The sequence below is a fragment of the Curtobacterium sp. MEB011 genome, assembly GCF_030209655.1.
GTDB classification, from domain to species: domain Bacteria; phylum Actinomycetota; class Actinomycetes; order Actinomycetales; family Microbacteriaceae; genus Curtobacterium; species Curtobacterium poinsettiae.
In genome coordinates this window covers 411930-438912 of record NZ_JARVRN010000007.1, presented here as the reverse complement: position 1 = coordinate 438912, position 26983 = coordinate 411930, and the positions used below count along the sequence as shown (strand labels likewise).

The window sequence follows — 26983 nt, the reverse complement described above, 5'->3', positions numbered from 1 at the left end:
ATAAATTGGCATTGACAATGTGCACGCTGTTGAGTTCTCAAGGACCAGACGCACTCCCCGCTCGACCCACAAAAGGATTCCGCCAGAGAGGCATTCGTCTTGTACAACACCCGGGCTCACGACCAGAAGGTCATGGATCCGAGGGCTGGTTGCCTGAGCGGGACCCCGTCCGGACTGCATCTCCAGGTGTTCAACCCGGTGATCGTCTCGGCCGTTCCGTTCTCCGCCTCAGCGGCAACGAGTGATTACTTTACGCAGAGGTGAACGGCAGCGCCAAGCCGGGCCACATCCCGGGCGTGTCGGTCATCCCGCCCGGGACGACGGCTCCCCCGACAACGACGGACGGCCCGCTCCCCACCTGGGGAACGGGCCGTCCGAGAGCGTTGTCAGTGCCGAGCGATGACCGGGTTCTTGAGCGTGCCGATGCCGGAGATGGTGACCTCGACGATCTCACCGTCGCGGATCTGGCCGACGCCGGCCGGGGTGCCGGTCAGGATGACGTCGCCGGGCAGGAGGGTCCAGATCGAGGACACGAACTCGACGAGCGAGGGGATGTCGTGCACCATCTCGTTCGTCGACGCCGCCTGTCGCAGGTCACCGTCGACGCGGGTCTCGAGGCGGATGTCCGACGGGTCGATCTCGGTCTCGATCACCGGGCCGAGCGGGCAGAACGTGTCGAAGCCCTTCGATCGGGTCCACTGCCCGTCCCGCGCCTGCAGGTCACGGGCCGTCACGTCGTTGGCGATCGTGTAGCCGAGGATGACGCTCGCGAAGTCCTCGCGCCGGACGTTCTTGGCGAGCGACCCGATCACGATCGCGAGCTCGCCCTCGTGGTCGACGCGGCCGATGTCCGCCGGCAGTCGGATGGGTTCGTCCGGACCGATCACCGAGGTGTTCGGCTTGAGGAACACCACCGGGTCGTCACCGGCACGTTCGTCCATCTCGGAGGCGTGCTCCGAGTAGTTGAGCCCGACGCCGATCACCTTCGACCGCGGGATGACGGGGGCGAGGAGCTTGGCGTCGGCGAGTGCGACGCGCTCCCCCGTGGTCTCGAACCCCTGGTACATCGGGTCCCCGGCGAGCACCACCAGGTGCCGCTCGTCGAGGATTCCGTACCGGGGGTCTTCACCCTTGCTGCTGAACCGTGCGATCTTCACCGTTCGACCCTACCCACGCCTACCGGTCGATCAGGACGCGTCGGTCAGCTTGGTCATCCACCCGTGCGGGTCGGGACGACGGCCGTACTGGATGTCGGTGAGCTCGTCGCGCAGCGCCATCGTGAGTTCCCCGGCCCCCACGGTCGGCGAACCGATCGCGAAGCCCTCGCCCCGGAGTTCGGCGATCGGGGTCACCACGGCGGCGGTACCGCACGCGAAGGCCTCGGTGATGGAGCCGTCGGCGACGCCGTCACGCCACTCGTCGAGCGTCACCCGGCGCTTCTCGACCGTCAGGCCGCGGTCCTCGGCCAGCTGCAGGATCGAGTCACGCGTGATCCCCTCGAGGATGGACTCGGAGTCGGGCGTCACGAGGGTGCCGTCGGACTTGACCAGGACGACGTTCATGCCGCCGAGTTCTTCGAGGTACTTGCCCTCCACCGAGTCGAGGAACATGACCTGCTGGCAGCCGTGCTCGTAGGCCTCTTGCTGGGGCAGCAGCGACGAAGCGTAGTTGCCGCCAGTCTTCGCGGCGCCGGTCCCGCCCTTGCCGGCTCGGGCGTACTGCGTCGACAGCCAGATCGACACCGGCTTCGGGCCGGAGGTGAAGTACGCCCCGGCGGGGCTCGCGATGCAGTGGTACGCGACGGCCTGGGCGGCGCGGACCCCGAGGAACGACTCCGTCGCGATCATGAACGGCCGCAGGTACAGGCTCGTCTCGGGCGCCGAGGGCACCCAGTCGACGTCGGTCTGCACGAGCTGCCGGATCGACTCGACGAACGCCTCGACCGGGAGCTCCGGGAGCGCCAGGCGTCGGGCGGACCGCTGGAAGCGCTTCGCGTTGGCGTCCGGCCGGAACGACCAGACCGAGCCGTCTGCGTGCCGGTAGGCCTTGAGCCCCTCGAAGATCTCCTGGGCGTAGTGCAGGACACTCGCGCTCGGGTCGAGGGACAGCGGGCCGTACGGGTGGATCGACGCGCTGTGCCAGCCGTCGTCCAGCGTCCACTCGACCGTGGCCATGTGGTCGGTGAAGTGCTTGCCGAAGCCCGGGTCGGCGAGGATCTGCTCCCGCTCCGCGGCTGCGCGGCGGTCGGCGGACGGGGTGCTGGCGAACTCGAGTCCGAAGGCGGTGTCGGTGCTCATGGGGAGGACTCCTTCTCAGGCGGTGGTGGTGCGTGCCGTGACCGCGGCGGCGATCGCGTCGCCGATCTCGGCCGTGCGACGCGGCGTGGTGCCCCGGTCTGCGAGGTCGGACTCCACCGCAGCCGTCACCGCCGCCGCCAGGTCACCGCGACCGAGGTGGTCGAGCAACAGGGCGACGGAGCGGATCGCGGCAGTGGGGTCGGCCTGCTGCTGGCCTGCGATGTCCGGTGCGGAACCGTGGACCGGCTCGAACATGCTGGGGAAGGTGCCGTCCGGGTTGATGTTGCCCGAGGCCGCCAGACCGATGCCGCCGCTGATCGCGCCGGCCAGGTCGGTGATGATGTCGCCGAACAGGTTGTCGGTGACGATGACGTCGAACCGTGCGGGGTCACGGACCATGTGGATGGTGACCGCGTCCACGTGCTGGTAGTCGACGGTGACGTCCGGGTACTCGGCGCCGACAGCCGCGACGGTGCGCTGCCAGAGGGCTCCGGCGTGCACCAGGACGTTGCTCTTGTGGACCAGGGTCAGGTGCCGACGCGGGCGTCGGTCCGCCAACGCGAAGGCGTACCGCACGACCCGCTCGACACCGAAGGCGGTGTTCAACGAGACCTCGGTCGCGATCTCGTGCGGGGTACCGGTCCGGATCGCACCGCCGTTGCCGACGTACGGCCCTTCGGTGCCTTCGCGCACGACCACGAAGTCGACCTCGCCGGGGTCGGCGAGCGGCGTCGGGACGGCCGGGTGCACCGTCGTCGGGCGCAGGTTCACGTAGTGGTCGAACGCGAAGCGGAGCTTGAGGAGGAGCCCCCGCTCGATGATGCCGCCGGCGAGCCGCGGGTCACGCGGGTCGCCGCCGACCGCACCGAGCAGGATCGCGTCGTGCTGCGCGATGGCCGCCATGTCGTCGTCGGTCAGGATGTCCCCGGTCTCCAGGTACCGTGCGGCACCGAGGGAGAACGGGGTCTCCCGCACCACGAGGTCGTCCGGCAGGACCGCGTGCAGGACCTTCAGGGCCTCGGCGACGACCTCGGGGCCGATGCCGTCGCCACGGATGACAGCGAGTCGGATCGTCTGCGCAGTGCTCATGTCCGCCACTCCCCTAGAGCGTGATGTCGATCTCGCGGAGCGAGGACGCGTCGATCGCCGAGCGGACGTGCTCGAGGATCTCGGCAGGGACGGGTGAGTCGACCGTCAGGACGCTCAGCGCCTGGCCGCCCGCGGCTTCGCGCGAGATCTGCATCGCGGCGATGTTGATGCCGGCCTGGCCGAACTCCTTGCCGTAGACCGCGACGATGCCCGGTCGGTCGGTGTACTCCATCACGACGTGGTGCCGGTCGAGCGGCACCTCGACGTCGTGCCCGTTGATCTCGACGAGCTTCTCGACCTGCTTCGGGCCGGTGAGCGTGCCGGACACGCTGATCGCCGGGCCGTCCGACTGCGCGCCGCGGATGGTGAGCACGTTGCGGTACTCGGGGCTGTCGGTCTCGGTGATCAGGCGGACGGTGACCCCGCGCTGCTCCGCGATGAGCGGGGCGTTGACGTAGGAGACCTGGTCGCTCACGACGTCGGTGAAGACACCCTTGAGTGCCGCGAGCTTCAGCACGCTGACGTCGTACTCGGCCAGCTCGCCGTGCACCTCGACGTCGATGCTGGTGACCGGCGAGGTCGCGAGCGCGGTGAAGACCTGGCCGAGCTTCTCGACGAGCGGGATGCCGGGGCGCACGTACGGGTCGATGACCCCGCCGGCGACGTTCACGGCGTCGGGGACGAGCTCGCCGCCGAGGGCGAGACGGACCGACTTGGCGACCGAGACGCCCGCCTTCTCCTGCGCTTCGTCGGTGGAGGCGCCGAGGTGCGGCGTCACGACGACGTTCGGCAGCGCCAGGAGCGGCGAGTCCTTCGGGGGCTCGGCGACGAAGACGTCGAGACCGGCACCGGCGATGGTGTTCGACGTGAGGGCCCGGTGCAGGGCGTCCTCGTCGATCAGGCCGCCGCGGGCCACGTTCACGACGAACGCGGTCGGCTTCATGAGCGCGAACTGGGCGTCCGAGATCATGCCCAGCGTCTCCGGCGTCCGCGGCATGTGGATCGTGGTGAAGTCCGCCCGACGCAGCAGGTCGTCGAGGGAGACGAGCTCGACCCCGAGCTGCTGCGCACGTGCCGTGGTGACGTAGGGGTCGTACGCGATGACCGTCACGCCGAAGGCCTGCAGCCGCTGGGTGATGAGCGCGCCGATGCGGCCGAGGCCGATGATGCCGACGGTCTTCTCGTAGAGCTCGACACCGGTGTACGACGAGCGCTTCCACGCACCGGCGGCCAGCGAGGCGTGAGCGGCCGGGATGTGCCGCGCGAGCGACAGGATGTGTCCGACCGTGAGCTCCGCCGCCGAGATGATGTTCGAGGTCGGCGCGTTCACGACCATCACGCCGGCGGTCGTCGCCGCCTTGATGTCGACGTTGTCGAGGCCGACACCGGCACGGGCGACGACCTTGAGGCTCGGTGCCGCGGCGATCGCCTCGGCGTCGATCTTGGTGGCGGACCGCACGAGGACGGCGTGCGCGTCGGACAGCGCCGCCAGGAGCGCCGGACGGTCGGTGCCGTCCACGTTCCGGATCTCGAAGTCGGGCCCGAGGGCGTCGACCGTTGCGGGCGAGAGTTCTTCGGCGATCAGGACGACCGGCTTCGACACAGCAGCTGTTTCCTCACTCGAGACGGTTGGTATCCCACCATGCTATCGACGCGGGCCGGTGGTGACGACCGCGGGAGCGGTCCTGTGGAGAACCACACGACGGCCAGGGCCCACGCCGCCGGTTCCGGAGCGCCGCGCCAGCGGCGGTCCGGCCGTGCCGGTGGGGAGAGGCGCGGGGCGGTGCCGCACCGCGCCTCCTGGCCGTCGGCGGGTCGCGTCAGAAGTCCAGCAGCGTCGGGACGAACAGCTGGAGGTCGAGCCAGAGGGCGCCGGCGCCCGCGAAGGCGACCACGAACACCGCGATCGTGACGGGCATGCTCGAACGCCGGGTGATGACGATCGCCGCGACGAACGCGACCGGCGCGATGAGGATGTCGAGCACGAGCCACAGCCACGGGGTGCTGGTCTGCAGCGAGTCGCCACCGGAGGTCGTCTGGAGGAACGCGTTGAAGGCGTCCACTCGCTGGTTGATCTGCGTCAGGTTGCCGACGGCCTGCACCGTCATGTACGCGAACAGCGCCGCGAACACGACCCAGACCACGAGCTTCGCGACGACGGGAGCGGTGGCCCGACGGGTCGTCGGGACGGCCCCGGTCACCCGAAGCTCCGGGTCAGGAGGAAGGGCCAGGGGAAGAGCACGACGGCGCCGAGGAGCATCCAGAGCAGGCGGGTCCGCGTGCGGCTGCTGCGCGCCGCCCAGAGCACCACCGTGAACCAGAGTGCCGGCGCGAGGATCGCGAGGAAGCGGAGCACCTCGACGAAGAGCGTCAGGACCGTGTCGACGCCGGAGACGTACGCGGTCGACGCGGTGAGGAGCCAGGCCACCGTGTAGAGCAGGTAGAGGCCACCGAAGATGCCGAACCCGACGAGTGCACCGGAGGTCTCGGGGGCCTCGGGGTCGCGCGCTCCGCGGTCGCGGACCGCCACCGGGTTGTGCGCCGCGTCGACGTGCGTGGCGTCGTCGGCGTCACCCCAGCTGAGGGCGGCGTCGTCGGTGTCGACGGCGTTCGGCACGTCCGGGTCGATCGACCCGTCTGGTGGGGATGCTGCCGTGGTCATGCCCCGATTCTACGAGGGACGCGACGTCGGGCGGACCAGCGGGTGTCGGCGAGTGGCGCGGCGGCGGCGGCGGTCAGACGTCGGCAGGCTGCGTCGCGAGCACCCCGGCGACCACGTCACGGACTGCCGGGAAGAGCGGGTGGCTCTCCATCAGGCCCGTGAGGATCTCGGTCAGCGCGTGCGCGGTCGCCCCGGAACGCAGGAGCGCGTGCAGCTCGATCGACTCCGGGTCGTTCTCGTCGTCGAAGGCGAGTGCCGCACGGACGGCCCCGAGCAGGTGCTCGACGGGCAGGCCGCGCTCGGCGAGCTGCGATGCCGGGCCGACGAAGCGTTCACGACGGCCGAGCTTGCGGAGCGGATTGCGTCCGACGCGCGCCGTGGAGTCCGGCAGGTGCGGGTTCGCGATGCGGGACAGGTTCGCGGCGACGTAGCGCGCGTGGTCCTCGGGGTCGAAGCCGTGCTTCGCGATGAGCAGCGCGGTGGTCTCGGCGAGCACGCCGTCGACCTCGGCGCGGACGGCGTCGTCCTCCAGGGCCTCACGGATGAGCCGGATGCCCCGCACGTACCCGTGGTAGGCGGCCGTGGCGTGGGCGGTGTTCACCGTGTAGAGCTTGCGCTCGACGAACGGCTGCAGGTCGTCGACCCAGGTGACGCCCTCGATCGTCGGCGGTTCGGCGTCGGAACCCAGGAACGGGGTGCGCTCGATGACCCACTCGTAGAACGGTTCGAGCACGACGTCGAGGCCACCCGACTGGCCGAGGACGCCGGACTGGTCGGGCACGATGCGGTCGATGGCGCAGTTCGCGAAGACGGCGGCGATGTCGCGGTCTTCGAGGATCGGAGCGCGGCGGATGCTGGCGTGCAGGGAGTCGGTCGCGTTGAACGCGTTCTCGCACGCGACGATCGTGACGTCGCCGTGCTCGAGCGGTCGTGCCGCGAGCCCTTCGGCGATGAGCGGCGCGACGAGCGGGAGCGTGCGGGCCCCCACTGCGGTGGTCACGACGTCGGCCTCGGCGATGGCCCGGACCACGCGCTCGCGGTCGGTCTTGCTGTTCAGGGCACGGAACCCGTAGACGAGGTGCTCGACCGGCATCTCGCCGACCTCGTGCACCACGAAGCGTCCGGCTTCGTTGAGGGCCGAGACCACGCGTTCGTCGACGTCGACGAAGGTGAGCTCGTAGCCGCTCGCCACGAGGAACTGGCCCACGAACCCGCGCCCGATCTTGCCGGCGCCGATGTGGACCGCTCGCTTCGTCACCGCCATCCGACGATCATCCCATGCTGGTCGGGGCGGTCCTGACCGCCGGAGCGCAGCACGGCCGACGAGTGTCGGGAATCGGCCGCGGGGAGCGCGGAGGCATGCCGGTCCGCGGCGTGGGGGCTGGAGAAGAGCTGCTGCATAACGTTCGGGTCACATCGCGAGGCGGCGGTGCAGGGTGCACCGCCGCCTCGTCGTCGAGTGTTCTCGGAAGACTACCGCGCGGCCGAGCCGTCGACGTAGTCACCGTCGTTCTGCTTCCACGCGAAGAGCGCGCGGAGCTCACGGCCGGTGGCCTCGATGGGGTGCCCCTCGCCCTTGGCGCGGAGTGCCTTGAACTCGGGGGCGCCGGCGTCCTGATCGTCGATGAAGCGCTTCGCGAAGGCCCCGTTCTGGATGTCCGCGAGCACCGCCTTCATGTTCTCCTTGACGTCCGGCGAGATCACGCGGGGGCCGGAGACGTAGTCACCGAACTCGGCGGTGTCGGAGATCGACCAGCGCTGCTTGGTGAGGCCGCCCTCCCAGATGAGGTCGACGATGAGCTTGAGCTCGTGCAGGACCTCGAAGTAGGCGATCTGCGGCTGGTAGCCCGCCTCGACCAGGGTCTCGAAGCCGTACTGGATGAGCTGCGAGGTACCACCGCAGAGGACGGCCTGCTCACCGAACAGGTCGGTCTCCGTCTCCTCGGTGAAGGTCGTCTTGATGCCGCCGGAGCGGAGCCCGCCGATGGCCTTGGAGTACGACCACGCGAGGTCCCAGGCGGAACCGGACGCGTCGACCTCGACGGCGACGATGACGGGGACGCCACGGCCGGCCTCGTACTCGCGGCGGACGGTGTGACCGGGACCCTTCGGCGCGACGAGCGACACGTCGACGCCCTCGGGGGCCTCGATGTAGCCGAAGCGGATGTTGAAGCCGTGGCCGAAGACGAGCGTCGCGCCCGGCTTGAGGTTCGGGCGGATGTCCTCGGCGTAGACGATGCGCTGGACCTGGTCCGGCGCGAGGATGACGACGACGTCGGCCCAGGCCGTGGCGTCGGCCGGCGTGTGGACCTCGAAGCCCGCCTCTTCGGCCTTCTGCCGGCTCTTCGAGCCCTCCTTGAGGCCGATCTTCACCTCGACGCCCGAGTCACGGAGGTTGAGTGCGTGGGCGTGGCCCTGCGAGCCGTAGCCGATGACCGCGACCTTCTTGCCCTGGATGAGCGTCAGGTCGGCGTCAGCGTCGTACACGATGTCAGTCACGAGGGTGTGTCTCCTTGGTTCTGTGGGAGTGCCGGGCACCGTCGGCGCCCGGGAAGGGTGTGACGGGCGCTCAGCGCACCCGATCGGTGATGCTCTTCGGTCCGCGGCCCATGCCGAGGAGACCCGCACGGGCGAGCTCCTTGACGCCGTAGGGCTCGAGCACGCGGAGGATCGCCTGGATCTTGCCGGGGTCGCCGGTCACCTCGACGATCAGGGAGTCGGTCGCCACGTCGACGACCTGGGCACGGAACAGGTTCACTGCTTCGAGCACCGCCGAACGCGTCTGGTTGTCGACGCGCACCTTCACGAGCATGTGCTCGCGCTGGACCGACTGCGAGAAGTCCAGTTCGACGATCTTGATGACGTTCACCAGCTTGTTGAGCTGCTTCGTCACCTGTTCCAGCGGCAGGTCCTCGACGTCGACGACGACCGTGATCCGGCTGAGGCCGTCCACCTCGGTGTTGCCGACGGCGAGCGACTCGATGTTGAACCCGCGTCGGGCGAACAGTCCCGCGACACGGGTCAGCAGACCGGGCTTGTCCTCGACGAGGAGGGAGAGGACGTGGCTCATGCGGTTTCTCCCGTCATGTCGGCGTCTTCGTCGTCCCAGGTGGGCGCGAGTGCCTGGGCGTACTCGATGGACGAGTTGCTGACGCCCTGCGGGACCATCGGCCAGACCATGGAGTCACGGCTCACGACGAAGTCGATGACCACCGGACGGTCGTTGGTGGCGAGGGCGAGCTCGATCGCGGCGTCGACCTCGTCGGCCTTCTCGACGCGGATGCCGAGGGCACCGTACGCGTCGGCCAGCTTCACGAAGTCCGGCACACGGCGCGAGGCGTGCCCCGTCTCGAGGTCGGTGAACGAGTGCCGGCCGTCGTAGAACAGCGTCTGCCACTGCCGGACCATGCCGAGCGACGAGTTGTTGATGATCGCGACCTTGATCGGGATGTCGTTGATGACGCAGGTCGCGAGTTCCTGGTTCGTCATCTGGAAGCAGCCGTCGCCGTCGATCGCCCAGACCACGCGGTCGGGCTGGGCGACCTTCGCCCCCATCGCCGCGGGGACCGAGTAGCCCATGGTGCCGGCACCGCCGGAGTTGAGCCAGGCGTTGGGCCGCTCGTACTTGATGAACTGCGCGGACCACATCTGGTGCTGCCCGACACCGGAGGCGTACACGGCCTCGGGGCCGGAGAGCTCCCCGATGCGCTTGATGATGCCCTGCGGGGCGAGCAGCCCGTCGGTCGGCTCGGCGTACCCGAGCGGGAAGTCGGTCTTGAGCTGGTGGAGCTTCGCCCACCACTCCTCCGTCGAGGCGCGGTCCTCGATCGCGATGCCACCCCAGGCGTCGAGCAGGTCGACCAGGACCTCGCGGGCATCGCCGACGATCGGGACGTCGGCGAAGCGGATCTTCGAGATCTCGGCGGGGTCGATGTCGACGTGCACGACCTTGGCGTCCGGCGCGAACTCGTCGGCCTTGCCGGTGACACGGTCGTCGAAGCGGGCACCGAGGGCGACGATCAGGTCGCTGTCCTGCAGGCCGAGCACCGCCGGCACCGTGCCGTGCATGCCGGGCATGCCGAGGTGCTGCGGGTGCGAGTCCGGGAACGCGCCGCGCGCCATCAGCGTCGTGACGACCGGCGCACCGGTCGCCTCGGCGAAGCGGAGGAGTTCGGCGGTCGCACCGGAGCGGATGACGCCGCCGCCGACGTAGAGCACCGGACGCTGCGCCTCGGACAGCAGCTGGGCGGCCGCGGTGATCTGCTTGCCGTGCGCCTTGGTGACCGGGCGGTAGCCGGGCAGGTCGAGCTTGGGCGGCCACACGTAGGGCGCGGACTTCTGCTGCGCGTCCTTGGTGATGTCCACCAGCACCGGGCCGGGGCGACCGGTCGTCGCGATGAGGTGCGCCGCGGCGAGGGTCGCCGGCACGTCGGCCGGGTCGGTCACCAGGAACGAGTGCTTCGTGATCGGCATCGTGATGCCGACGATGTCCGCTTCCTGGAAGGCGTCGGTGCCCATCAGCGTCGAGAACACCTGGCCGGTGATCGCGATGAACGGCACCGAGTCCATGTAGGCGTCGGCGATGGCGGTGACGAGGTTCGTCGCGCCGGGACCCGACGTGGCGATGGCGACGCCGACCTTGCCGGACGACGAGGCGTAGCCCTCGGCGGCGTGGCCGGCGCCCTGCTCGTGACGGACGAGGATGTGCCGGATCGTGGTGGACGCCATCAGCTCGTCGTAGAACGGGATGATGGCTCCGCCGGGCAGGCCGAAGACGTCGGTGATCCCGAGGTGCTCGAGCGTCCGGAGGACGGCTCCCGAGCCGGTCAGGATCTCCGGCGACCGGCGTGCACCGGCGGCCGCGGACAACGGAGTTGCTTCCGTGGGCATGAGTGGTCCTTGCCTGAGTGGTGGCGGTGGTGCGGGTGTCGGACGCTAGCCCGTGACCGCGCCCTGGGCAGCGGACTTGACGAGCTTGGCGTACTTCGCGAGGACTCCGCGGGTGTAGCGCGGGGGCAGCGGGGCCCAGCCGTCACGGCGGGCCTCCAGCTCGGCCGGGTCGACCAGTAGGTCGAGCGAACGAGCCGCGATGTCGACACGGATGCGGTCGCCATCACGAACGAAAGCGACTGGACCTGCGTCCACTGCTTCCGGTGCGATGTGGCCGATGCAGAGGCCGGTTGTGCCGCCTGAGAATCGACCGTCGGTCAAGAGTAGTACATCCTTGCCGAGGCCGGCGCCCTTGATGGCCGCCGTGATGGCGAGCATCTCGCGCATGCCCGGGCCGCCCTTGGGGCCCTCGTAGCGGATGACGACGACGTCGCCCTTCTGGATGCCTCCCTCGGTCAGGGCGTCCATCGCGGCGCGCTCACGGTCGAACACACGAGCCGGGCCCTCGAAGACCGAGGCGTCGAAGCCCGCGGTCTTCACCACTGCGCCCTCGGGTGCGAACGAACCCTGCAGGACGGTCAGGCCACCGGTTTCGTGGATCGGGTTGTCGAGGGTGCGGAAGACCTCGCCGTCGAGTGCCGGCGGGTCGATCTCGGCGAGGTTCTCGGCGACGGTCTTGCCCGTCACGGTCATGCAGTCGCCGTGCAGCAGGCCCGCGTCGAGCAGCGCCTTCATGATCACGGGGATGCCGCCGTTGCGGTCGACGTCGACCATGACGTACTTGCCGAAGGGCTTCATGTCGGCCAGGTGCGGGACCTTCGAGCCGATGCGGTTGAAGTCGTCCAGCGACAGCTCGACCTCGGCCTCGTAGGCGATCGCGAGCAGGTGCAGGATGACGTTGGTGGAACCGCCGAGGGCCATCGCGACGGCGATCGCGTTCTCGAAGGCTTCCTTCGTGAGGATCTGGCGTGCGGTGATGCCGTGCTCGAGCATGTTCACCACGGCCTCGCCGGAGCGGTGCGCGTAGTAGTCACGGCGACGGTCCGCGCTCGGCGGAGCAGCCGAACCCGGCAGCGACATGCCGAGGGCCTCGGCGACCGAGGCCATCGTGTTCGCGGTGTACATGCCACCGCAGGCGCCCTCGCCGGGGACGATGGCGCACTCGATCTTCTTGAGCTCTTCCTCGCTCATGGTGCCGGCCTTGCACGCGCCGACGCCCTCGAAGGAGTCGATGATCGTGACTTCCTTCATCGTGCCGTCGGCCTGCTTCACGTAGCCCGGCATGACCGAACCCGCGTACAGGAAGACGCTCGCCAGGTCGAGGCGTGCGGCGGCCATCAGCATGCCGGGCAGCGACTTGTCGCAGCCCGCGAGCAGGACCGTGCCGTCGAGGCGCTCGGCGTTGACGACGGTCTCGACGCTGTCCGCGATGACCTCCCGCGAGACGAGGGAGAAGTGCATGCCCTCGTGGCCCATCGAGATGCCGTCGGAGACGGAGATGGTGCCGAACTGCAGCGGGTATCCGCCACCGGAGTGCACGCCCTCCTTCGCACCCTGTGCGAGACGGTCGAGCGACAGGTTGCAGGGCGTGATCTCGTTCCACGAGGACGCGATGCCGATCTGCGGCTTGCTCCAGTCCTCGTCTCCCATACCGACGGCCCGCAGCATGCCACGCGAGGTGGTTGCTTCGATCCCGTCGGTGACGACCCGGCTGCGCGGCTTGACGTCGATATCAGGCATGGGATGAGTCTAGGACGGTTTGGGATACCAGCCGTCCACCCCCGTGCTTTCTCATGCTCGGGGGCCGTTATCAGCGGGTGGCGCGCAGCCTCGCCAGCTGCTTCAGGACCCCGGTCAGTGCCGCCGGGTCGGCGATGCGGTACCCGGCCCGGGTCTCGCCCGGTCCGACCTTCACCCCGACGTCGCCGTCGCCGAGCACGCGGAAGGCGTCCTCGTCGGTGACGTCGTCGCCGGCGAAGAACACCGCGTCGGCGCCGTGCAGGTCGCGGAGCCGGGCGATGGCGTCACCCTTCGTGACGTGCCGCACCGCGAACTCGACGATGTCCTTGCCACCGCGCTCGAGCACCTCGGGGACGGCCTCGTGCGCAGCACGGCTCGCCGCCGCGTCCGCCTCGGCTGCGACCTCGGCGGAGACACGTCGGGTGTGCACCCCGTGCCCGGCGGGCTTGTGCTCGATGACGACGCCCGGGAACCGTGCCCCGACCTCGTCGAGCGCCGCACCGATCCGTGCGACACGATCGACCTCGTCGTCCGTCAGCGCGGCCTCGTCGTGGCCGTCCACGCGCCACTCGACGCCGTGCGAGCCGACGAGCGCCATGTCCTCGGGCGCGTGGGTCACCTCGGCGAGGCTGCCGAGGGGACGCCCGGACACCAGCACCACCTCGGTGTCCTTCGCGCGGTGCAGGGTCAGCACCGCCGCCCACGAGCCGGGCAGCGCCCCGACCTGCGACGGGTCGTCGGCGAAGGGGGCCAGCGTGCCGTCGAAGTCGAGGGCGACGATGAGTCGCGGCGCAGCCGCGAGCGTCTCGAGGGCCGCGTCGATGGCGGACTGGTCGGTGGTGGTCTCAGTCATCACGTGCCTCCCGGGTGTCCTCGGCAGCCCTGGCGGACTGGGCGTCCTGGTCGAAGATCGACATGTTGTCGGTCTGCGCCTCACGGTGCTGCTCGCGCGGGTCGGCGGCGGACGGGTCGATCTGGGCGTTCCGCGGCGCGTGGCGGTCGAGCGCCTCGAGGAACGAGCGCGACCAGCGCGCAACGTCGTTGTCGCGGACCCGCTTGCGGAGCGCACGCATGCGCGTCGACCGCTCGCGACGCGGCATCTGGATCGCACGTTCGATCGAGTCCTTGAGCGCACCGATGTCGTGCGGGTTGACGATCACGGCCTGCTTGAGTTCGTCGGCTGCCCCGGCGAACTCGGACAGGATCAGCACGCCGTCGTTGTCGAACCGGGCGGCGACGTACTCCTTCGCGACGAGGTTCATGCCGTCCCGCAGCGCCGTGACGAGCATGATGTCGGCGGCCAGGTACAGCGCCACCATCTCCTCGCGCGGGTAGCCGTGATGCAGGTACGAGATCGGCTGGTGGCCGATGACACCGAGGTCGCCGTTGATGCGGCCGACGCTCAGCTCGATCTCGTCGCGGAGCGCCGCGTACGAGTCGACACGCTCGCGGCTCGGGCTCGCGACCTGGATGAGGGTGGCGTCCTCGACCGCGATGCGGCCGTCCTCCACCAGCTCACCGAAGGCCTTGATGCGGTGCCGGATGCCCTTGGTGTAGTCGAGCCGGTCGACGCCGAGCAGCACCGTCTTGGGGTTGCCGAGGCTCGCGCGGATCTCCCGCGCACGCTCCTGCACCTCGGGCTTGCGGGCGATCGCCTCGAAGCTCTCGGCGTCGATCGAGATCGGGAAGTGCCGTGCCTCGACGTGACGGACCGTGATGCCCTTGCGGCTGCGCGGGGCGGCCGGGTCGTCGACGGGGACGTCGATCGTGGTGCCCTTGGTCGTGTAGCCCTTGATGTGCCGCACCGCGCGCAGGAAGTCGCTGGCGTCGTCGTGACGCTGGAAGCCGATGACGTCGGCGCCGAGCAGCCCGTCGAGGATCTGCGCACGCCACGGCAGCTGTGCGTAGATGCCGACCGGCGGGAACGGGATGTGGTTGAAGAAGCCGATCGTCAGGTCGGGACGCTTCGCCCGGAGCAGGGCCGGCACGAGCTGCAGCTGGTAGTCCTGCACCCAGACGATGCCGTCCTGCTCGACGATCTCGGCGATCTGCTCGGCGAAGCGCTCGTTGACCCGCTTGTACGCGTTCCACCAGTCGCGGTGGTAGCTCGGGTGCTCGATGACGTCGTGGTACAGCGGCCAGAGCGTGTCGTTGCTGAAGCCCTCGTAGTACTCCTCGACGTCGTCGTCGGAGAGCGGCACGGGCACGATGTGGATGCCCTCGTTGTCGAACGGTGCCACCTCGACCTCGGCCTGCCCCACCCAGCCGACCCAGGCTCCGTCGTTCGCGCGCATGACGGGTTCGAGGGCGGTGACGAGGCCACCGGGCGAGTGCCGCCAGCCCTCGTTGCCGTCCTGGTCGACGACGCGGTCCACCGGGAGACGGTTGGAGGCGACGACGAACGAGTAGCGGGTCTGTTCGGTGCGGTCTGCAGGCATGGGGTGGTGTGATCTCCGTTCCGCCCGACCGGAGCCGGGTGCGTCGGGTGCGTCGGTGCGTCGGCCGGCGTGGTGTGCCGGGTCCGGCGTGCTGCGCCGGGTGCGCTGCCGAAGTTACCAGCGTGGGGACAGCACATTCACGGGCGATCGGCGGTTCCGCTACGCTGCAGGCACGTGTCGGGGGGACACGGGTGCTGGAGTGCGGCGCCGGCCTCCCGGTCGGAGAGGACCCCCAGCCGTGAGCGAGAACCCGCCCAACCAGCCCGTCCCGCCGTCGCAGCCCGGCGGCCAGCCCGGCGGCCAGCCCGGCCCCGGCCAGCCGGCTTGGAACGGCCAGCCCGCCTGGCAGCAGCAACAGCAGCCTGGAGGCCCGCAGCAGTGGCCGGGTCAGCCCGCCCCCGCCGCGCAGCCGTCCGATGCGTTCGGTCGCTTCCTGCGGTCCGTGTCCGGTCGCGACTGGCTGGCGGCCGTCCTCGCCGCCGTCGGCGGCTGGGTCGCGGCCTACGTCGTCGCGGGGCTCTCCCTGCTCATCACCGTCGGGCTGCTCGCGTCCGGCGGCAGCGGTTCGGCCGCTCCGTCCACCGGGTCCGGCACCGACCTCGGCGCGGGTCAGGCCCCCGACGTGGAGTCCCTGCTCTCCGGCGTGAGCGTCCTGCTCGGTGCGCCGGCGCAGCTCGTCGCCCTCGCCGACCTCGGCCGGCTGCACCTGTCCGGGTCGATCGGGTTCCTCGGTTCCGGATCGGGCTCGCTCGCCGTGGTGCCGGCGCTGGTGCTCGCCGCGCAGGTCGTGCTGGCCGTCGTGCTCACCCGGCGGATCCGCAGCCGTGCACTCGGTCGCTCCCAGGTGCTCGTCACCGCGGTGGTCTCCGGTCTGGTGACCACGGTGCTCACGAACGTCGCGGCCGCACTGTTCGCGATCCGGTTCCCGTCGGTGTCCGGTGCGGTCATCGAGCCGGTGCACGCCGTCGGTGTCGGCAGCATCCTCGGGGCGTTCGTCATCGGTGCCCTGGCGGCGCTCCTCGCTCGGCCCTCCGTGCTCGCCGGTCGCAGCGTCTTCGCCGTCCGTCTGCTCGGCACGCTCCGCGTCGCCGCGTCGCAGCTGACGGTCCTCGTCGTGCTGGTCGCCGTCGTCGTCATCGTCGTCGCGCTCATCGCCCAGCCCTCCTACGGCTCCGCACTGCCGCTGTTGCTCGGCAACGTCGCGATCGGGCTCACGGCGCTCGGGTTCTTCGGTGGTGTGGGCACGTCCGGCTTCGGGTCCGCCAGCGACACCGCCTCGGTGTTCGGCGGAGCGGGTGGCTGGACCTGGCTCGTCGTGCTGTTCGTCGTCGTCACCTCGATCGTGGCCGGGCTCGCACTCGCCGTCCGCCGCAACGACCGGATGCGCTCGACGCTGGACTGGGTCGTCACGCCGCTCGTGTGGTTCGCCCTCGGCCTGCTGTTCTTCGTCCTCGGCACCGGGGTCGTCTCGTACCAGGTGAGCAGCACGAGTTCGGTGGACGGGTCCGGGTCGATCGGCATCGCGCCCTGGACGCCGATCGTCTTCGCCCTGTGGGGTGGCGCGATCGAGGTCGTCGCCCGGTACCTGGCTCCGGTGCTCCTGCCCCGTCTCGGCGGTGCCGTGGTGCTCCGCACGTCGCGTGTGGTCGGGGCGGACCCCCGCCCCGTGGTGCCGCAGGCGTTCCCGGCCGCAGCCCCCGCCGACACGGGCATGCCCGCTGCCCCGGCGGCTCCCGCCGACCAGACCGTTCCCGGTGCGCCTGCCGCGCCCGGTGTGCCGGATGCTCCCGGTGCATCGGGTGCTCCGGCGGCTGCCGGCGATCCGGCTGCCGCCGCGTGGACCACTCCCCCGGCCGCCGACCAGCAGGCGCCGTACCCGCCGTCCAGGTCCGCCCCGCAGTCCGCGTACGGGTCGCAGCCGCCCTACGGCGCGGGCAACCTGCCGCCCTACGGGGCGCAGCCGGCGTCCGGTGGTCAGCCGGCGTACGGGTCGCAGCCGTTCATCGGCGGCGGCGCCCCGGCCCCCGCCCCGATGTCCCCGCGGGCCAAGAAGATCCTGGTCCGTTCGCTCATCGCCGGCGGTGCCGTGATCGTGGTCGTCGTCGCGGGTGCGGTCACGACGAGCGTCCTCCGCGCCAACGTGTGGGGCCCGGCCCCGACGGTCAAGTCGTACGTGCAGGCCATCGCCAGCGGTGACGCCGACACCGCCGCCGACCTGAGCGACGTGCCGGACGACGCCGCGATGCTCGACACGAAGGTGCTGCGGAGCGCGAAGGACCGTCCGTCCGACATCCACGTCGGGCGGGTCGCCCAGACCGGGGACTCGGCGATCGCCACCCTGAGCTACACGCAGGACGGCAAGAACCGCTCCGGTCAGGTGACGTTGCGCCGGACCGGCACCTCGTTCCTGGTGAAGGACGAGTGGCGTGTCACGCAGCCGCTCGCCCAGCAGGTGACCCTGACGGCGTCCGAAGTGCTCGAGGGTGCACCGGTGACCGTCGGCGGCAAGGAGATCGGGAAGATCAGCGACGGCAAGTTCACGTCCCTCGCCTACCCCGGCAGCTACGAGGTCTCGGTCGGCGGGTCGAAGTACTTCACCGGCGGCACCGAGAAGGTGAGCGTCGGGGCGGTCTCGTCCGGCTACGTCGACTTCGCGCCGAAGGCCACCAAGGCCCTCGAGCAGGACGCCGAGCAGTACGTGTCCGACCTGATCGACGACTGCGCCGAGAAGACCGAGCTCCGCGCCCTGAGCGGCTGCCCCTGGTACGGACCGTACGACGCCGACGGCGGCGTGCGGTACGACGTCACGTCGATGCCCGAGCTGGAGGTCGAGGCATCACGCTCCGGCACCGTGATGGTGACGAGCACGAAGGACGGGAGCGTCTCGTACGACTACAAGTCCTACCTCGGTGACAAGAAGCGCGGCGAGGACTCGTTCAGCGTGAGCGAGTACCTGAAGGTCGAGGACGGCAAGCTCGTCTCGGCGTACTGAGCAGGAGCCGACTGATCGGCTCAGGCTGAACGGGAGTCGCTGCACCGACTCCCCGGCACCACGACGGCCGACCCGCGATCCTCGCGGGTCGGCCGTCTCAGTAGGCTGACGGACATGGTCAGGACACGGGCGTGGTGCAAGGGCGACACGGTCGAGCGGGACTTCCCCGTCGACCGGATCTCCGACCTCGTCGCCGACCCGGACGCCTTCGTGTGGATCGACCACACCGACCCGACGTCGGCCGACCTCGAGCAGATCGAGGAAGAACTCGGGATCCACGCCCTCGCCGTCGAGGACGCCGTCGAGCACGGCCAACGCCCGAAACTCGACCGGTACCGGGACAGCCTGTTCCTGGTCGTCTACGACGTGGGCGGCACGGACGACGCCGGTGACCTGATCACGCACGAGGTCAAGGCGTTCGTGACGGAACGCGCCCTCGTCACGATCCACGGGTCCGACGTCGACACCGTCCGGATGGAGCACCGTCTGAGCGCGAACGCCGACATGGCCGGACACGGCGTGCCGTGGCTGGTGTGGGCGCTGCTGGACGCCGTCGTCGACCGGGCCACCGACACCGTCGAGGACCTGGAGCGGCAGATCGATGCGCTCGAGGACGACCTGTTCGAGCCGGGCGATCCCCGTGAGCAGCAGGTCCAGCGACGGTCGTTCCGGCTCCGCAAGACCCTCGGGGTGCTCCGGCGGCTGGTCGTGCCGACGCGGGACAGCGTCGCGTCGTTGCTGCACGGCGACGCGGAGACGATCTCGAACGGCATCCGGCCCTACTTCCGCGACGTCGAGGACCACCTCGTCTCGATCGCCGACTCGGTCGAACAGCTCCGCGACGCCGTGTCGAGCGTGCTGGAGACGACCCTGAACCTGGCGTCGAACCGGCAGAACACCGTGATGAAGAAGGTCACGAGCTGGGCGGCGATCATCGCGATCCCGACCGGGGTGACGAGCTTCTTCGGGCAGAACGTCGCGTTCCCGGGCGAGGGCGCCTGGAGCGGACTCTGGGCGTCGCTCGCGATCATCACCGCGTCGTCGCTCGTGCTCTACCGCGTCTTCAAGACCCGCGACTGGCTCTGAGCGACGGCCCCGCCCGCGTCAGAGGGCGAGCGCCAGGACCCCGGCGACGACGGTGAGCGGCGCCACGATGCACCCGAGCGCCATGTACCGGCCCCACGACAGGTGCACACCCTCGGCCGACAGCCGTGCGTGCCACAGCAGCGTCGCGAGCGAGGCCCACGGCGTGATGAGGCAACCGGCGTTCACACCGATCAGCAGTGCCGCGTACCGCAGGGCCTCGTGCCCGGCAGCTGGTTCGAGCACCAGGTACGCTGGCAGGTTGTCGATGCCGTTGGCCGCCACCGCGCCGGCACCACCGAGCAGCAGCAGCGGCCCCGTGCCGGTTCCACCCTGCAGCGCGTGCACGATCGGGTCGGTGATGCCGGTCGTGTGGAGCGCCTCGACCACCACGAAGAGCCCGGCGGCGAACACCAGGGTGGACCACGGCACGCGGGACACCCGGAGCTCGGACGGCGACCGGAAGGCCGCGACCACGACGAGCACCACGGCGGCCAGGACCGCGGCGATCCACACGGTCACCCCGGCGGTCAGGGCGACGACGAGCGCGACGAGCACGGCGGAGGCAGCCCAGAAGGACACCGGGTCGCTCGGCTTGCGGACGGACACCGGCGTGTAGCGGCCGAAGAGCTTGCCCCGGAACACCACCAGCAGGACGACGCACGGCACGACCACACCGGCGACCGCGGGCCAGGCCATCAGTCCGGCGAAGGCCAGCGGGCCGGCGAGCCCCATCCGGTCGACGGCGAGCAGGTTGGTCAGGTTGGACACCGGCAGCAGCAGCGACGCGGTGTTCGCGAGCCAGACGGTGGTCAGCGCGAACGGCATCGGGGGCAGACCCACGCGCCGTGCGAGCGAGATCACGATGGGGGTGAGGAGCACCGCGGTGGTGTCGATCGACAGGAAGACGGTGCAGAGGACGGCGAGCACGACGACCGCGCCCCAGAGGCCGATGGTGCGCCCGCCACCGACCCGGGCGGCGACGTCGGCGAGGCGGTCGAAGACCCCGGCGTCCGCAGCGAGCTCGGCGACGATCGTCAGCCCGAGCACGAACCCGAGGACCGGCAGGACCCGGTCGGCGAGCACGGCGAGGTCGTCGAGGGGCAGCAACCCGAACACGACGCAGACCGCGCCGACCACGAGCAGGGCCGCTCCGATGACCGCTTGACGCACGAACGCTCCTTCACCCGGTGCCGCGGCCGGGTGACCGGCGGCGCTCCAATGTACGGGCCGGTAGCGTTGTCAGCACGACGACAGGAGGCCTCTGTGCGCAAGTTCATGTTCAACGGTGCGGTGTGGAGTTCGCTCATCAGCGGCTACAGCGTGCTGCAGACCACCCGACAAGGACCGCGTGACTGGCGGCTCGCGCTGACCTGGGTCGCGTGGATCGCCACCACCATCGTGGCCATCGGCACGGTCGTCGAGGACGACCGCGCCGTCAAGGCGCGCCAGTAGGTCGGAAGGCCGAAGGGGCCGCGGTCGCGACCCGCTGACGGACGGACGGACGGGCGCGCCCCGCTCAGCGGCGACGCGAAGCGTTGCGCGGGGCGCGCCGACCGAGCCTGCGAGGGAGGCGTGCCAGCTGGCACCGGGCCTCCCGTCCGTCTTCCGTGCCGTCCACGGCAACCGGTGCCGCAACCGGGTCAGCGCTCGGAATCCGGGATGCCGGAGGTCTGGATCGGTCCGGTGAAGAGCGCTCCGCGCTCGTCGTCGCCGAACAGCTGCGAGTCGCCCTCGGTCGCGCGACCGCGTCCGCGTCGGCGCAGGGCCGGTGCGGTCGGCTCGGTGAGCTGCACCCGCTGGACCGGCAGGGCATCCGGGTGGGTGCGCTGGATCCACTCGACCATCTCCTCGCGGACGTAGCAGCGCAGGTCGAACAGGCCGCCGGCGTCCGGCGCCGTCACGAGGATGCGGACGCGGACCAGTCCCCCGACGGCGTCGGTGACCTGGAGCACCTTGACCCGGCGGTCCCAGATCGTCGACGTCTCGAGGATCCGGTCGAGCTCGGCGCGCATGTCGGCCGGGCTCACCCGCCAGTCGAGGTCGAACTCGACGGCGCCGAGGAGCTCGCTGCCGGTCCGCGTCCAGTTCTCGAACGGGGTGCTCGTGAAGTACGTCGACGGCAGCACGAACCGCCGGTCGTCCCACAGGTGCACGACGACGTAGGTCAGCGTGATCTCCTCGATCCGCCCCCACTGCTGCTCGACCACGACGACGTCGTCCACCCGGATCGACCCGGAGAAGGCGAGCTGCATGCCGGCGAACACGTTGCCGAGTGTGGACTGCGCGGCGAGGCCCGCGACGACGGAGATGAGGCCGGCGCTGGCGAGCACGCTCGCGCCCGCCGCCTCGACCCCGTCGAAGGTCAGCAGGATCGCTCCGACGGCGATGATGACGAGCAGGGCGACCGTGAGCCGGCGGATGATGAGCACCTGGGTGCGGATGCGGCGTGCCTGCCGGTTGTCGGGCACGTCGATGCGGAAGCGGTGCAGCCCGAGGTCCTCGAGGAAGATCGCGACGTGGCACGCGAGCCAGCAGCCGACCGCGATCGTGACGATGAGGAAGCCGTGCACGACCTCGTCCCGCCACGGGTAGGCGTCGGGGTCCCGCGGGATGCTCGAGGTGAACGCGATCCAGAGCAGCACCACCAGCAGCACGGTCCGGAACGGGTGCTTCGTCCGGCGAGAGAGCACGCCGGCCCAGCGTTCCCGGCGCGCGACCGCCCGCAGGACCAGGTGCAGGACGAGGGCGACGACGGCGGTGACGAGCAGGGCGAACCCGGTCGCGACGAGCAGTCGGAGGAGGATGTCCATCCCTCCATGCAAGCAACGGACGACGGCCGTCGTTCAGGTTCGGGCCGCCGTCGGCTGTGCGGACGTTCAGCAGCTTCCGTTCGTCGGAACGGGGGTTTGCGTGACGGCCCGGTCCGGAGCGCATGTAGGTTGTCGCGCATGACAGCGCAGAACGACACGGGTGTGAACCGAGCGCCGGCGAACGACTTCTCGCACGAGCAGGAGGGCTACCAGCACGGTCTGAAGCCCCGGCAACTGCAGATGATCGCGATCGGCGGCGCGATCGGAACCGGGCTCTTCCTGGGTGCCGGCGCACGACTGCACACCGCGGGCCCCGCGCTCGCGCTGACGTACCTGGTCGCCGGCGTCTTCGCCTTCTTCATCCTGCGTGCACTCGGCGAGCTCGTGCTGCACCGGCCGTCCTCGGGGTCCTTCATCTCGTACGCCCGAGAGTTCTACGGCGAGAAGTTCGCGTACGCGGCTGGCTGGATGTACTTCCTGAACTGGGCGATGACCTCCATCGTCGACACCACCGCCGTCGCGATCTACCTGCAGTACTGGTCCGCCTTCACCGCGGCGCCGCAGTGGCTGCTCGCACTGATCGCCCTGATCGTCGTCCTCGCGGCGAACATGGTCGCCGTGAAGGTGTTCGGCGAGCTCGAATTCTGGTTCGCCCTGATCAAGGTCGCCGCGCTGGTGGCGTTCCTGGTCGTCGCGATCGTCTGGCTCGTCTTCGCGTTCCCCGTCGAGGCCGGTGGCGAGGCCGTCCGGACCGGGTTCACGATCTGGGGTGACAACGGCGGGCTGTTCCCGAAGGGGCTGCTCCCCGCGGTGATCGTGATCCAGGGCGTCGTCTTCGCCTACGCCGCGATCGAACTCGTCGGCACGGCATCGGGTGAGACGCAGAACGCCGAGAAGGTCATCCCGCGTGCGATCAACTCCGTCGTCTTCCGCATCGCGGTGTTCTACGTCGGGTCGATCGTCCTGCTCTCCCTGCTGCTGCCGTACACCTCGTACAAGGACGGCGAGAGCCCGTTCGTGACGTTCTTCTCGTCGCTCGGCAACCCGCACGTCGGCGCGATCGTCGGCGGCATCATGAACTTCGTCGTGCTCACCGCCGCGTTGTCGTCGCTGAACGCGGGCCTGTACTCGACCGGCCGGGCGCTGCACTCGATGGGCATGAACGGGTCCGCGCCGAAGTGGACCACGAAGATGTCGAAGGGCGGTGTGCCGTACGCCGGCATCCTGCTCACGGCGGCCTTCACCGTCGCGGGTGTCGTGCTCAACTACTTCGTCCCGAAGCAGGCGTTCGAGATCGCGCTGAACATCGCCAGCCTCGGCATCATCACCGCGTGGGGCACGATCATCCTGTGCCAGATACGGCTGCGCCAGTGGGCCAAGCAGGGTCTGGCGAAGGAACCCTCGTTCAAGCTGCCCGGCGCTCCGGTCACCGCCTGGCTGACCCTGGCGTTCCTCGCCTCGGTCATCGTCCTGATGGCGATCGACTACCCGGTCGGCACGTACACGATCGCGTCCCTCGTGGTCATCATCCCGCTGCTCATCGTCGGCTGGTTCCTGCAGCGCGACCGCATCCTGCGCATCGCCGCCCTGCGCGAGGGCGTCACGGGTCCGTACCCGATCGGCGTCCGCAACCCGGCTGCCCAGGTCCGCCGTGACGACGACCGGAACGGAGACGGGGTCTAGCACGCCCCGGTTGTCCCCGGAACGCAAGGCCGCACCGCGCGATCACGAACGGTCCGGCACCCGTCGCTACCATCAGCGGGTGCCGGACCGTTCTGTTTCCCCCACCCTCGACCTGCAGCTCAGCTGGCGGGGTGCGTTCGGACGCCTCCGGGTGTTCGCGGACCGGCTCGAGGCCGAGACCGACTACCAGCGCGAGGCACGCACGGTGGTGCCGATGGACGCCTTGCAGGGGTGGCGCCTCGGGCCGTGCGACGAGGACGCGGTCTGCGTCGAGTTCGTCGCGGAGCAGGAGACCTACCGGGTGCTGCTCGACACCCCGGACGAGCAGCTCGCTGCGCTGGCGATCCGGAAGGTGCTCGGGCCCCCGCTGGAGTCCTGAGGCCGCAGGGTCAGTCGTCGGTGTCGACGCGGTCGGTGACGACGTCACCGGAGCCGGCGTCGATGCGCACGCTGTGCTTCGTGCCGGACGAGTCGAGCACGTCGCCCTCCCAGACCACCGTGCCGACGTGGTCGTCGAGCCCGAGCTCGGTGACGGTCCCGGCGTGCAGGTCCTGGAAGGCGTCGACGGCCTGCTTGACGCTCAGGTCGGCGGCTGCGACGAAGCGCTCGTGCTCGGCCGTGTCGTCCGCGTCGCCGGCTTCGGTCTGCGGGGCGCCGGCGACCGAGGTGCCGTCGGCGTTCGTGTGCACCTCGTGCTCGGTGCCGTCCTTCGTCACGACGAGGACCTCGTAGGCGGAGGCGCCCTGCTCCTGCTCGACCGAGATGACGGTGCCCGAGCCGACCTCGCCGCGTGCGGTGGCGACCGCTGCGAGCAGGGCCTTGTTCGAGCCGACCGCCGCCGCGCCGGGCGAGGACGAGCCGGTGCCGCTGCCGCTGCCGGCGGAGTCCGTGGCCGACGAGCCGACCGAGCCGGAGCCGGCCGAGCCCGTGTCGTCGTCGGAGTCGTCGCTGGCGCAACCGGTGAGGGCGAGGGCCGCCACGATCGGCAGGGCGGCGAACGCGGCGATGCGGCGGGCGGCGGGCTTCTGGTGCTGGGTGCGGAAGTTCATGTGACGAGCATCTCGTCGGGGTGCTGAAGCAGGCCTGAAGCGACCTGTTCAGCCGCCGAGTGCGATGCGGACGACGAACCGGGCGCCGCCGAGCGGCGACGCGACGACGGTCGCGTCACCACCGTGCGCACGGACGGCGTCCCGCACGATGGCGAGTCCGAGGCCCGCGCCGCCCGCATCGCGGCTGCGGGCCTCGTCGAGACGGACGAACCGCTCGAAGACGCGTTCCCGCTCGCCCTCGGGCACGCCGGCGCCGTCGTCGTCCACCGTGAGCACCGCCGACCCGTCGTGCTCGGTGAGCGAGACTGCGACGCGGGTGCTCGCGTGCCGGACGGCGTTGTCGACGAGGTTCCGGACCACTCCGGCCAGCACGCGCTCGTCGCCGAGGACCCGCGCCGCCGAGATCGCCGAGCCGTCCACCCGGACCGCGCGCACGGCGCCGTCCGGTCCGGACCAGGCCCCGGCCTCTGCCCCGGTCGTGGCCCGTGCTCGTGCGCGGGCCACGGCGTCGAGGGCGAGGTCGTCGAGGTCGACGGGGCGCCGTGCCCGGATCCCGCCCTCGTCGAGGCGGGAGAGCTCGAGGAGCCCGGCGACGAGGTCCTGCAGGCGCACCGCCTCGGACCTGACGACGTCGGCGAGGTCGGCCACGTCGGAGCGTTCCGGGTGGGCGACGGCGACCTCGGCGTGCTGCCGGATCGACGCGATCGGTGACCGGAGCTCGTGGGAGGCGTCGGAGACGAACCGCCGCTGGCTCTCCGCGGACCGGTCGAGGCGGTCGAGCATCGCGTTCATCGTCGTCGCGAGCCGCGCGACCTCGTCACCGGTGTCCGGCACCTCGACCCGGGCGTCCGGGTGGGCGGCACGGATCGTCTCGACCTCGGTGCGCATCCGCTCCACGGGCCGCAGCGACCGCCCGGTGACGGCCCAGGTGACCGCCACCAGCAGCAGCACGAGCACGGGCACCCCGACGGCGAGGAGCGCGACGGCGGTGCGGACCGCGGTGTCGGCCTGGTCGAGCGAGGCGCCGTAGACGAGCGTCGCCTCGCCGCCGCCCGGCAGGTCCACGTCGTCCGCGACGAGCAGCCACCGTTCACCGTCGTGGGACCACCGGGACTCGTCGGCGGTGGGCAGGGCGTCGCCGTCGGCGTCCTCGCCGTGCGCCAGGACCGCTCCGCCGTCGCCGATCACCTGCACCAGGACGTCCTCGTAGTCGGTGACCGCGGACGCGCCGTCCGCCTCGACCCGGGAGGACACCTGCTCGAGCCCGGCCTCGGCCGAGGTGCGCACGCCGTCGAGCAGCACGAGCCGCAGCACGACGACGAACGCCACCGCGCCGATGACCAGGGCCGCGAGCACGACGAGCCCCGCGCCGAGGGTGGTCCGGGCGCGGACCGACCGGAAGCGCCGTGGTCGGGTCGGCGCGCCGGGACGCGTGCCCGGGCTCGACCCGTCAGCCACCGTCGGCCGCCAACCGGTACCCGGCGCCGCGGACCGTCTCGATCGCGGCACGCCCGAAGGGCCGGTCGAGCTTCCGGCGGAGGTGCCCGACGTACACCTCGACGATGTTCGGGTCCCCCTCGAAGTCGACGTCCCAGACGTTCTCGATGACGTCCCGCTTCGACCGCACCTGCCCCGGGTGCCGTGCGAGGTACTCGAGCACGGCGAACTCGCGGCTCGTCAGCTCGACCTGGGTCCCGCCCCGGGCCACGGTGCGCGCCGCGGGGTCGACCACCAGGTCGCCGAGCGTCAGCACCGTGGGGCGCTCCCGTGCGCCGCGGCGGACGAGCGCCCGGAGCCGGGCGACGAGCACCGGGTGCGAGAACGGCTTCGTGACGTAGTCGTCGGCCCCCGCGTCGAGTGCCTCGACCTGGTCCCACTCGCCGTCCTTCGCGGTCAGCATCAGCACGGGGGTCCAGTCACCGTCGGCACGGAGCTGGGCGCACACGGCCCAGCCGCTCAGGCCGGGCATCATCAGGTCGAGCACGATCGCGTCGTAGCGGAACTCCCGCGCGTGCCACACGCCGTCCACGCCGTCGTTCGCGACGTCGACCGCCCACCCCTCGGCCTCGAGCCCGCGGCGCACCCCGTCGGCGAGCCGGACCTCGTCGTCGACCACCAGCACACGCATGGCACCGATCCTGCCGTGTCCCGCTGAAGCAGGGCTGAAGCGGGCCGCGATGGTGGCCAGGGGCGGACGGGAGGCCCGTGGCGGCACCGCCACGCGCCTCCTGTCCGGCGGTGGTCCGG

Annotated in this window: 23 protein-coding genes; 5 read left to right on the top strand and 18 right to left on the bottom strand. The window is 70.7% G+C overall.

Going from position 1 to position 26983, the window contains the following annotated elements; translation table 11 throughout:
- Positions 1 to 386 precede the first annotated feature (386 nt).
- The 13 genes from QRN30_RS11495 to otsA all read right to left on the bottom strand — a co-directional run bounded on the left by QRN30_RS11495 (position 387) and on the right by otsA (position 15116).
- Complete coding sequence (locus tag QRN30_RS11495; RefSeq protein ID WP_017888851.1) at positions 387 to 1157, bottom strand: fumarylacetoacetate hydrolase family protein; 771 nt, start codon at positions 1155 to 1157, stop codon at positions 387 to 389.
- A gap of 30 nt (positions 1158 to 1187) precedes the next feature.
- Positions 1188 to 2297 (bottom strand): branched-chain amino acid aminotransferase, encoded by a 1110-nt coding sequence (locus QRN30_RS11490; RefSeq protein WP_284761108.1) that lies wholly within the window; start codon positions 2295 to 2297, stop codon positions 1188 to 1190.
- Between the two features lie 15 nt (positions 2298 to 2312).
- A complete protein-coding gene (locus QRN30_RS11485; protein WP_284761107.1) occupies positions 2313 to 3386 on the bottom strand; it encodes a 3-isopropylmalate dehydrogenase in 1074 nt (357 codons plus the stop codon).
- Positions 3387 to 3399: 13 nt separating this feature from the next.
- Complete coding sequence (serA, locus tag QRN30_RS11480) at positions 3400 to 4989, bottom strand: phosphoglycerate dehydrogenase (protein ID WP_071252124.1); 1590 nt, start codon at positions 4987 to 4989, stop codon at positions 3400 to 3402.
- Positions 4990 to 5206: 217 nt separating this feature from the next.
- Positions 5207 to 5587: a hypothetical protein gene (locus tag QRN30_RS11475; protein ID WP_262159635.1), complete on the bottom strand. Its 381-nt coding sequence runs from the start codon at positions 5585 to 5587 to the stop codon at positions 5207 to 5209.
- Positions 5584 to 6048, bottom strand: coding sequence for a hypothetical protein (locus QRN30_RS11470; protein ID WP_042538764.1), 465 nt, complete (start codon positions 6046 to 6048; stop codon positions 5584 to 5586). The genes QRN30_RS11475 and QRN30_RS11470 overlap by 4 nt, the downstream gene beginning before the upstream one ends.
- A 73-nt stretch (positions 6049 to 6121) precedes the next feature.
- On the bottom strand, positions 6122 to 7312 hold the full coding sequence (locus QRN30_RS11465) for a mannitol-1-phosphate 5-dehydrogenase (protein ID WP_017888845.1): 1191 nt from the start codon (positions 7310 to 7312) through the stop codon (positions 6122 to 6124).
- 209 nt (positions 7313 to 7521) lie between these two features.
- Positions 7522 to 8547, bottom strand: coding sequence for a ketol-acid reductoisomerase (gene ilvC, locus QRN30_RS11460; protein WP_017888843.1), 1026 nt, complete (start codon positions 8545 to 8547; stop codon positions 7522 to 7524).
- A 70-nt stretch (positions 8548 to 8617) separates the two neighbouring features.
- Complete coding sequence (gene ilvN / locus QRN30_RS11455) at positions 8618 to 9118, bottom strand: acetolactate synthase small subunit (RefSeq protein ID WP_017888842.1); 501 nt, start codon at positions 9116 to 9118, stop codon at positions 8618 to 8620.
- A complete protein-coding gene (locus tag QRN30_RS11450; RefSeq protein WP_262117723.1) occupies positions 9115 to 10938 on the bottom strand; it encodes an acetolactate synthase large subunit in 1824 nt (607 codons plus the stop codon). Before QRN30_RS11450 ends, ilvN begins: the two co-directional genes overlap by 4 nt.
- A gap of 45 nt (positions 10939 to 10983) precedes the next feature.
- Entirely contained in the window at positions 10984 to 12678 is a 1695-nt protein-coding gene (gene ilvD / locus QRN30_RS11445; RefSeq protein WP_017888840.1) for a dihydroxy-acid dehydratase, read from the bottom strand.
- A 70-nt stretch (positions 12679 to 12748) separates the two neighbouring features.
- Positions 12749 to 13531: a trehalose-phosphatase gene (gene otsB / locus QRN30_RS11440; protein ID WP_284761106.1), complete on the bottom strand. Its 783-nt coding sequence runs from the start codon at positions 13529 to 13531 to the stop codon at positions 12749 to 12751.
- Positions 13524 to 15116, bottom strand: a complete 1593-nt coding sequence (otsA, locus tag QRN30_RS11435; RefSeq protein ID WP_017888838.1) for an alpha,alpha-trehalose-phosphate synthase (UDP-forming) — start codon at positions 15114 to 15116, stop codon at positions 13524 to 13526. Before otsA ends, otsB begins: the two co-directional genes overlap by 8 nt.
- A 238-nt stretch (positions 15117 to 15354) precedes the next feature.
- Between otsA and QRN30_RS11430 the strand changes: the two genes are divergently transcribed.
- Together QRN30_RS11430 and QRN30_RS11425 are read left to right on the top strand one after the other, a co-directional pair.
- The gene (locus tag QRN30_RS11430; RefSeq protein WP_284761105.1) at positions 15355 to 18108 is read left to right on the top strand and encodes a zinc ribbon domain-containing protein; all 2754 of its coding nucleotides are present in this window, start codon (positions 15355 to 15357) and stop codon (positions 18106 to 18108) included.
- 114 nt (positions 18109 to 18222) lie between these two features.
- A complete protein-coding gene (locus QRN30_RS11425; RefSeq protein WP_284761104.1) occupies positions 18223 to 19194 on the top strand; it encodes a magnesium transporter CorA family protein in 972 nt (323 codons plus the stop codon).
- An 18-nt stretch (positions 19195 to 19212) separates the two neighbouring features.
- Here the strand turns inward: QRN30_RS11425 and QRN30_RS11420 are convergent, their stop codons facing one another.
- Positions 19213 to 20364 (bottom strand): SLC13 family permease, encoded by a 1152-nt coding sequence (locus QRN30_RS11420; RefSeq protein ID WP_042538770.1) that lies wholly within the window; start codon positions 20362 to 20364, stop codon positions 19213 to 19215.
- Positions 20365 to 20457: 93 nt separating this feature from the next.
- Between QRN30_RS11420 and QRN30_RS11415 the strand changes: the two genes are divergently transcribed.
- On the top strand, positions 20458 to 20646 hold the full coding sequence (locus tag QRN30_RS11415; protein WP_042538771.1) for a hypothetical protein: 189 nt from the start codon (positions 20458 to 20460) through the stop codon (positions 20644 to 20646).
- 188 nt (positions 20647 to 20834) lie between these two features.
- Here the strand turns inward: QRN30_RS11415 and QRN30_RS11410 are convergent, their stop codons facing one another.
- Positions 20835 to 22004, bottom strand: coding sequence for a mechanosensitive ion channel family protein (locus QRN30_RS11410; protein WP_056070955.1), 1170 nt, complete (start codon positions 22002 to 22004; stop codon positions 20835 to 20837).
- A gap of 138 nt (positions 22005 to 22142) precedes the next feature.
- Here QRN30_RS11410 and QRN30_RS11405 point away from each other — a divergent pair, with 138 nt between their 5' ends.
- Both QRN30_RS11405 and QRN30_RS11400 read left to right on the top strand, forming a co-directional pair.
- A complete protein-coding gene (locus QRN30_RS11405; RefSeq protein WP_284761103.1) occupies positions 22143 to 23687 on the top strand; it encodes an amino acid permease in 1545 nt (514 codons plus the stop codon).
- A 79-nt stretch (positions 23688 to 23766) separates the two neighbouring features.
- Positions 23767 to 24066, top strand: a complete 300-nt coding sequence (locus tag QRN30_RS11400; RefSeq protein WP_284761102.1) for a hypothetical protein — start codon at positions 23767 to 23769, stop codon at positions 24064 to 24066.
- A 10-nt stretch (positions 24067 to 24076) separates the two neighbouring features.
- Here QRN30_RS11400 and QRN30_RS11395 read toward each other — a convergent pair whose 3' ends face one another.
- From QRN30_RS11395 to QRN30_RS11385, 3 genes are read right to left on the bottom strand one after another with little or no spacing between them, the layout of a single operon-like run.
- On the bottom strand, positions 24077 to 24736 hold the full coding sequence (locus QRN30_RS11395; RefSeq protein WP_284761101.1) for a PepSY domain-containing protein: 660 nt from the start codon (positions 24734 to 24736) through the stop codon (positions 24077 to 24079).
- Between the two features lie 48 nt (positions 24737 to 24784).
- Positions 24785 to 26194 (bottom strand): sensor histidine kinase, encoded by a 1410-nt coding sequence (locus tag QRN30_RS11390; protein ID WP_159556632.1) that lies wholly within the window; start codon positions 26192 to 26194, stop codon positions 24785 to 24787.
- Positions 26187 to 26864: a response regulator transcription factor gene (locus QRN30_RS11385; RefSeq protein WP_284761100.1), complete on the bottom strand. Its 678-nt coding sequence runs from the start codon at positions 26862 to 26864 to the stop codon at positions 26187 to 26189. The genes QRN30_RS11390 and QRN30_RS11385 overlap by 8 nt, the downstream gene beginning before the upstream one ends.
- Between the last annotated feature and the right edge of the window lie 119 nt (positions 26865 to 26983).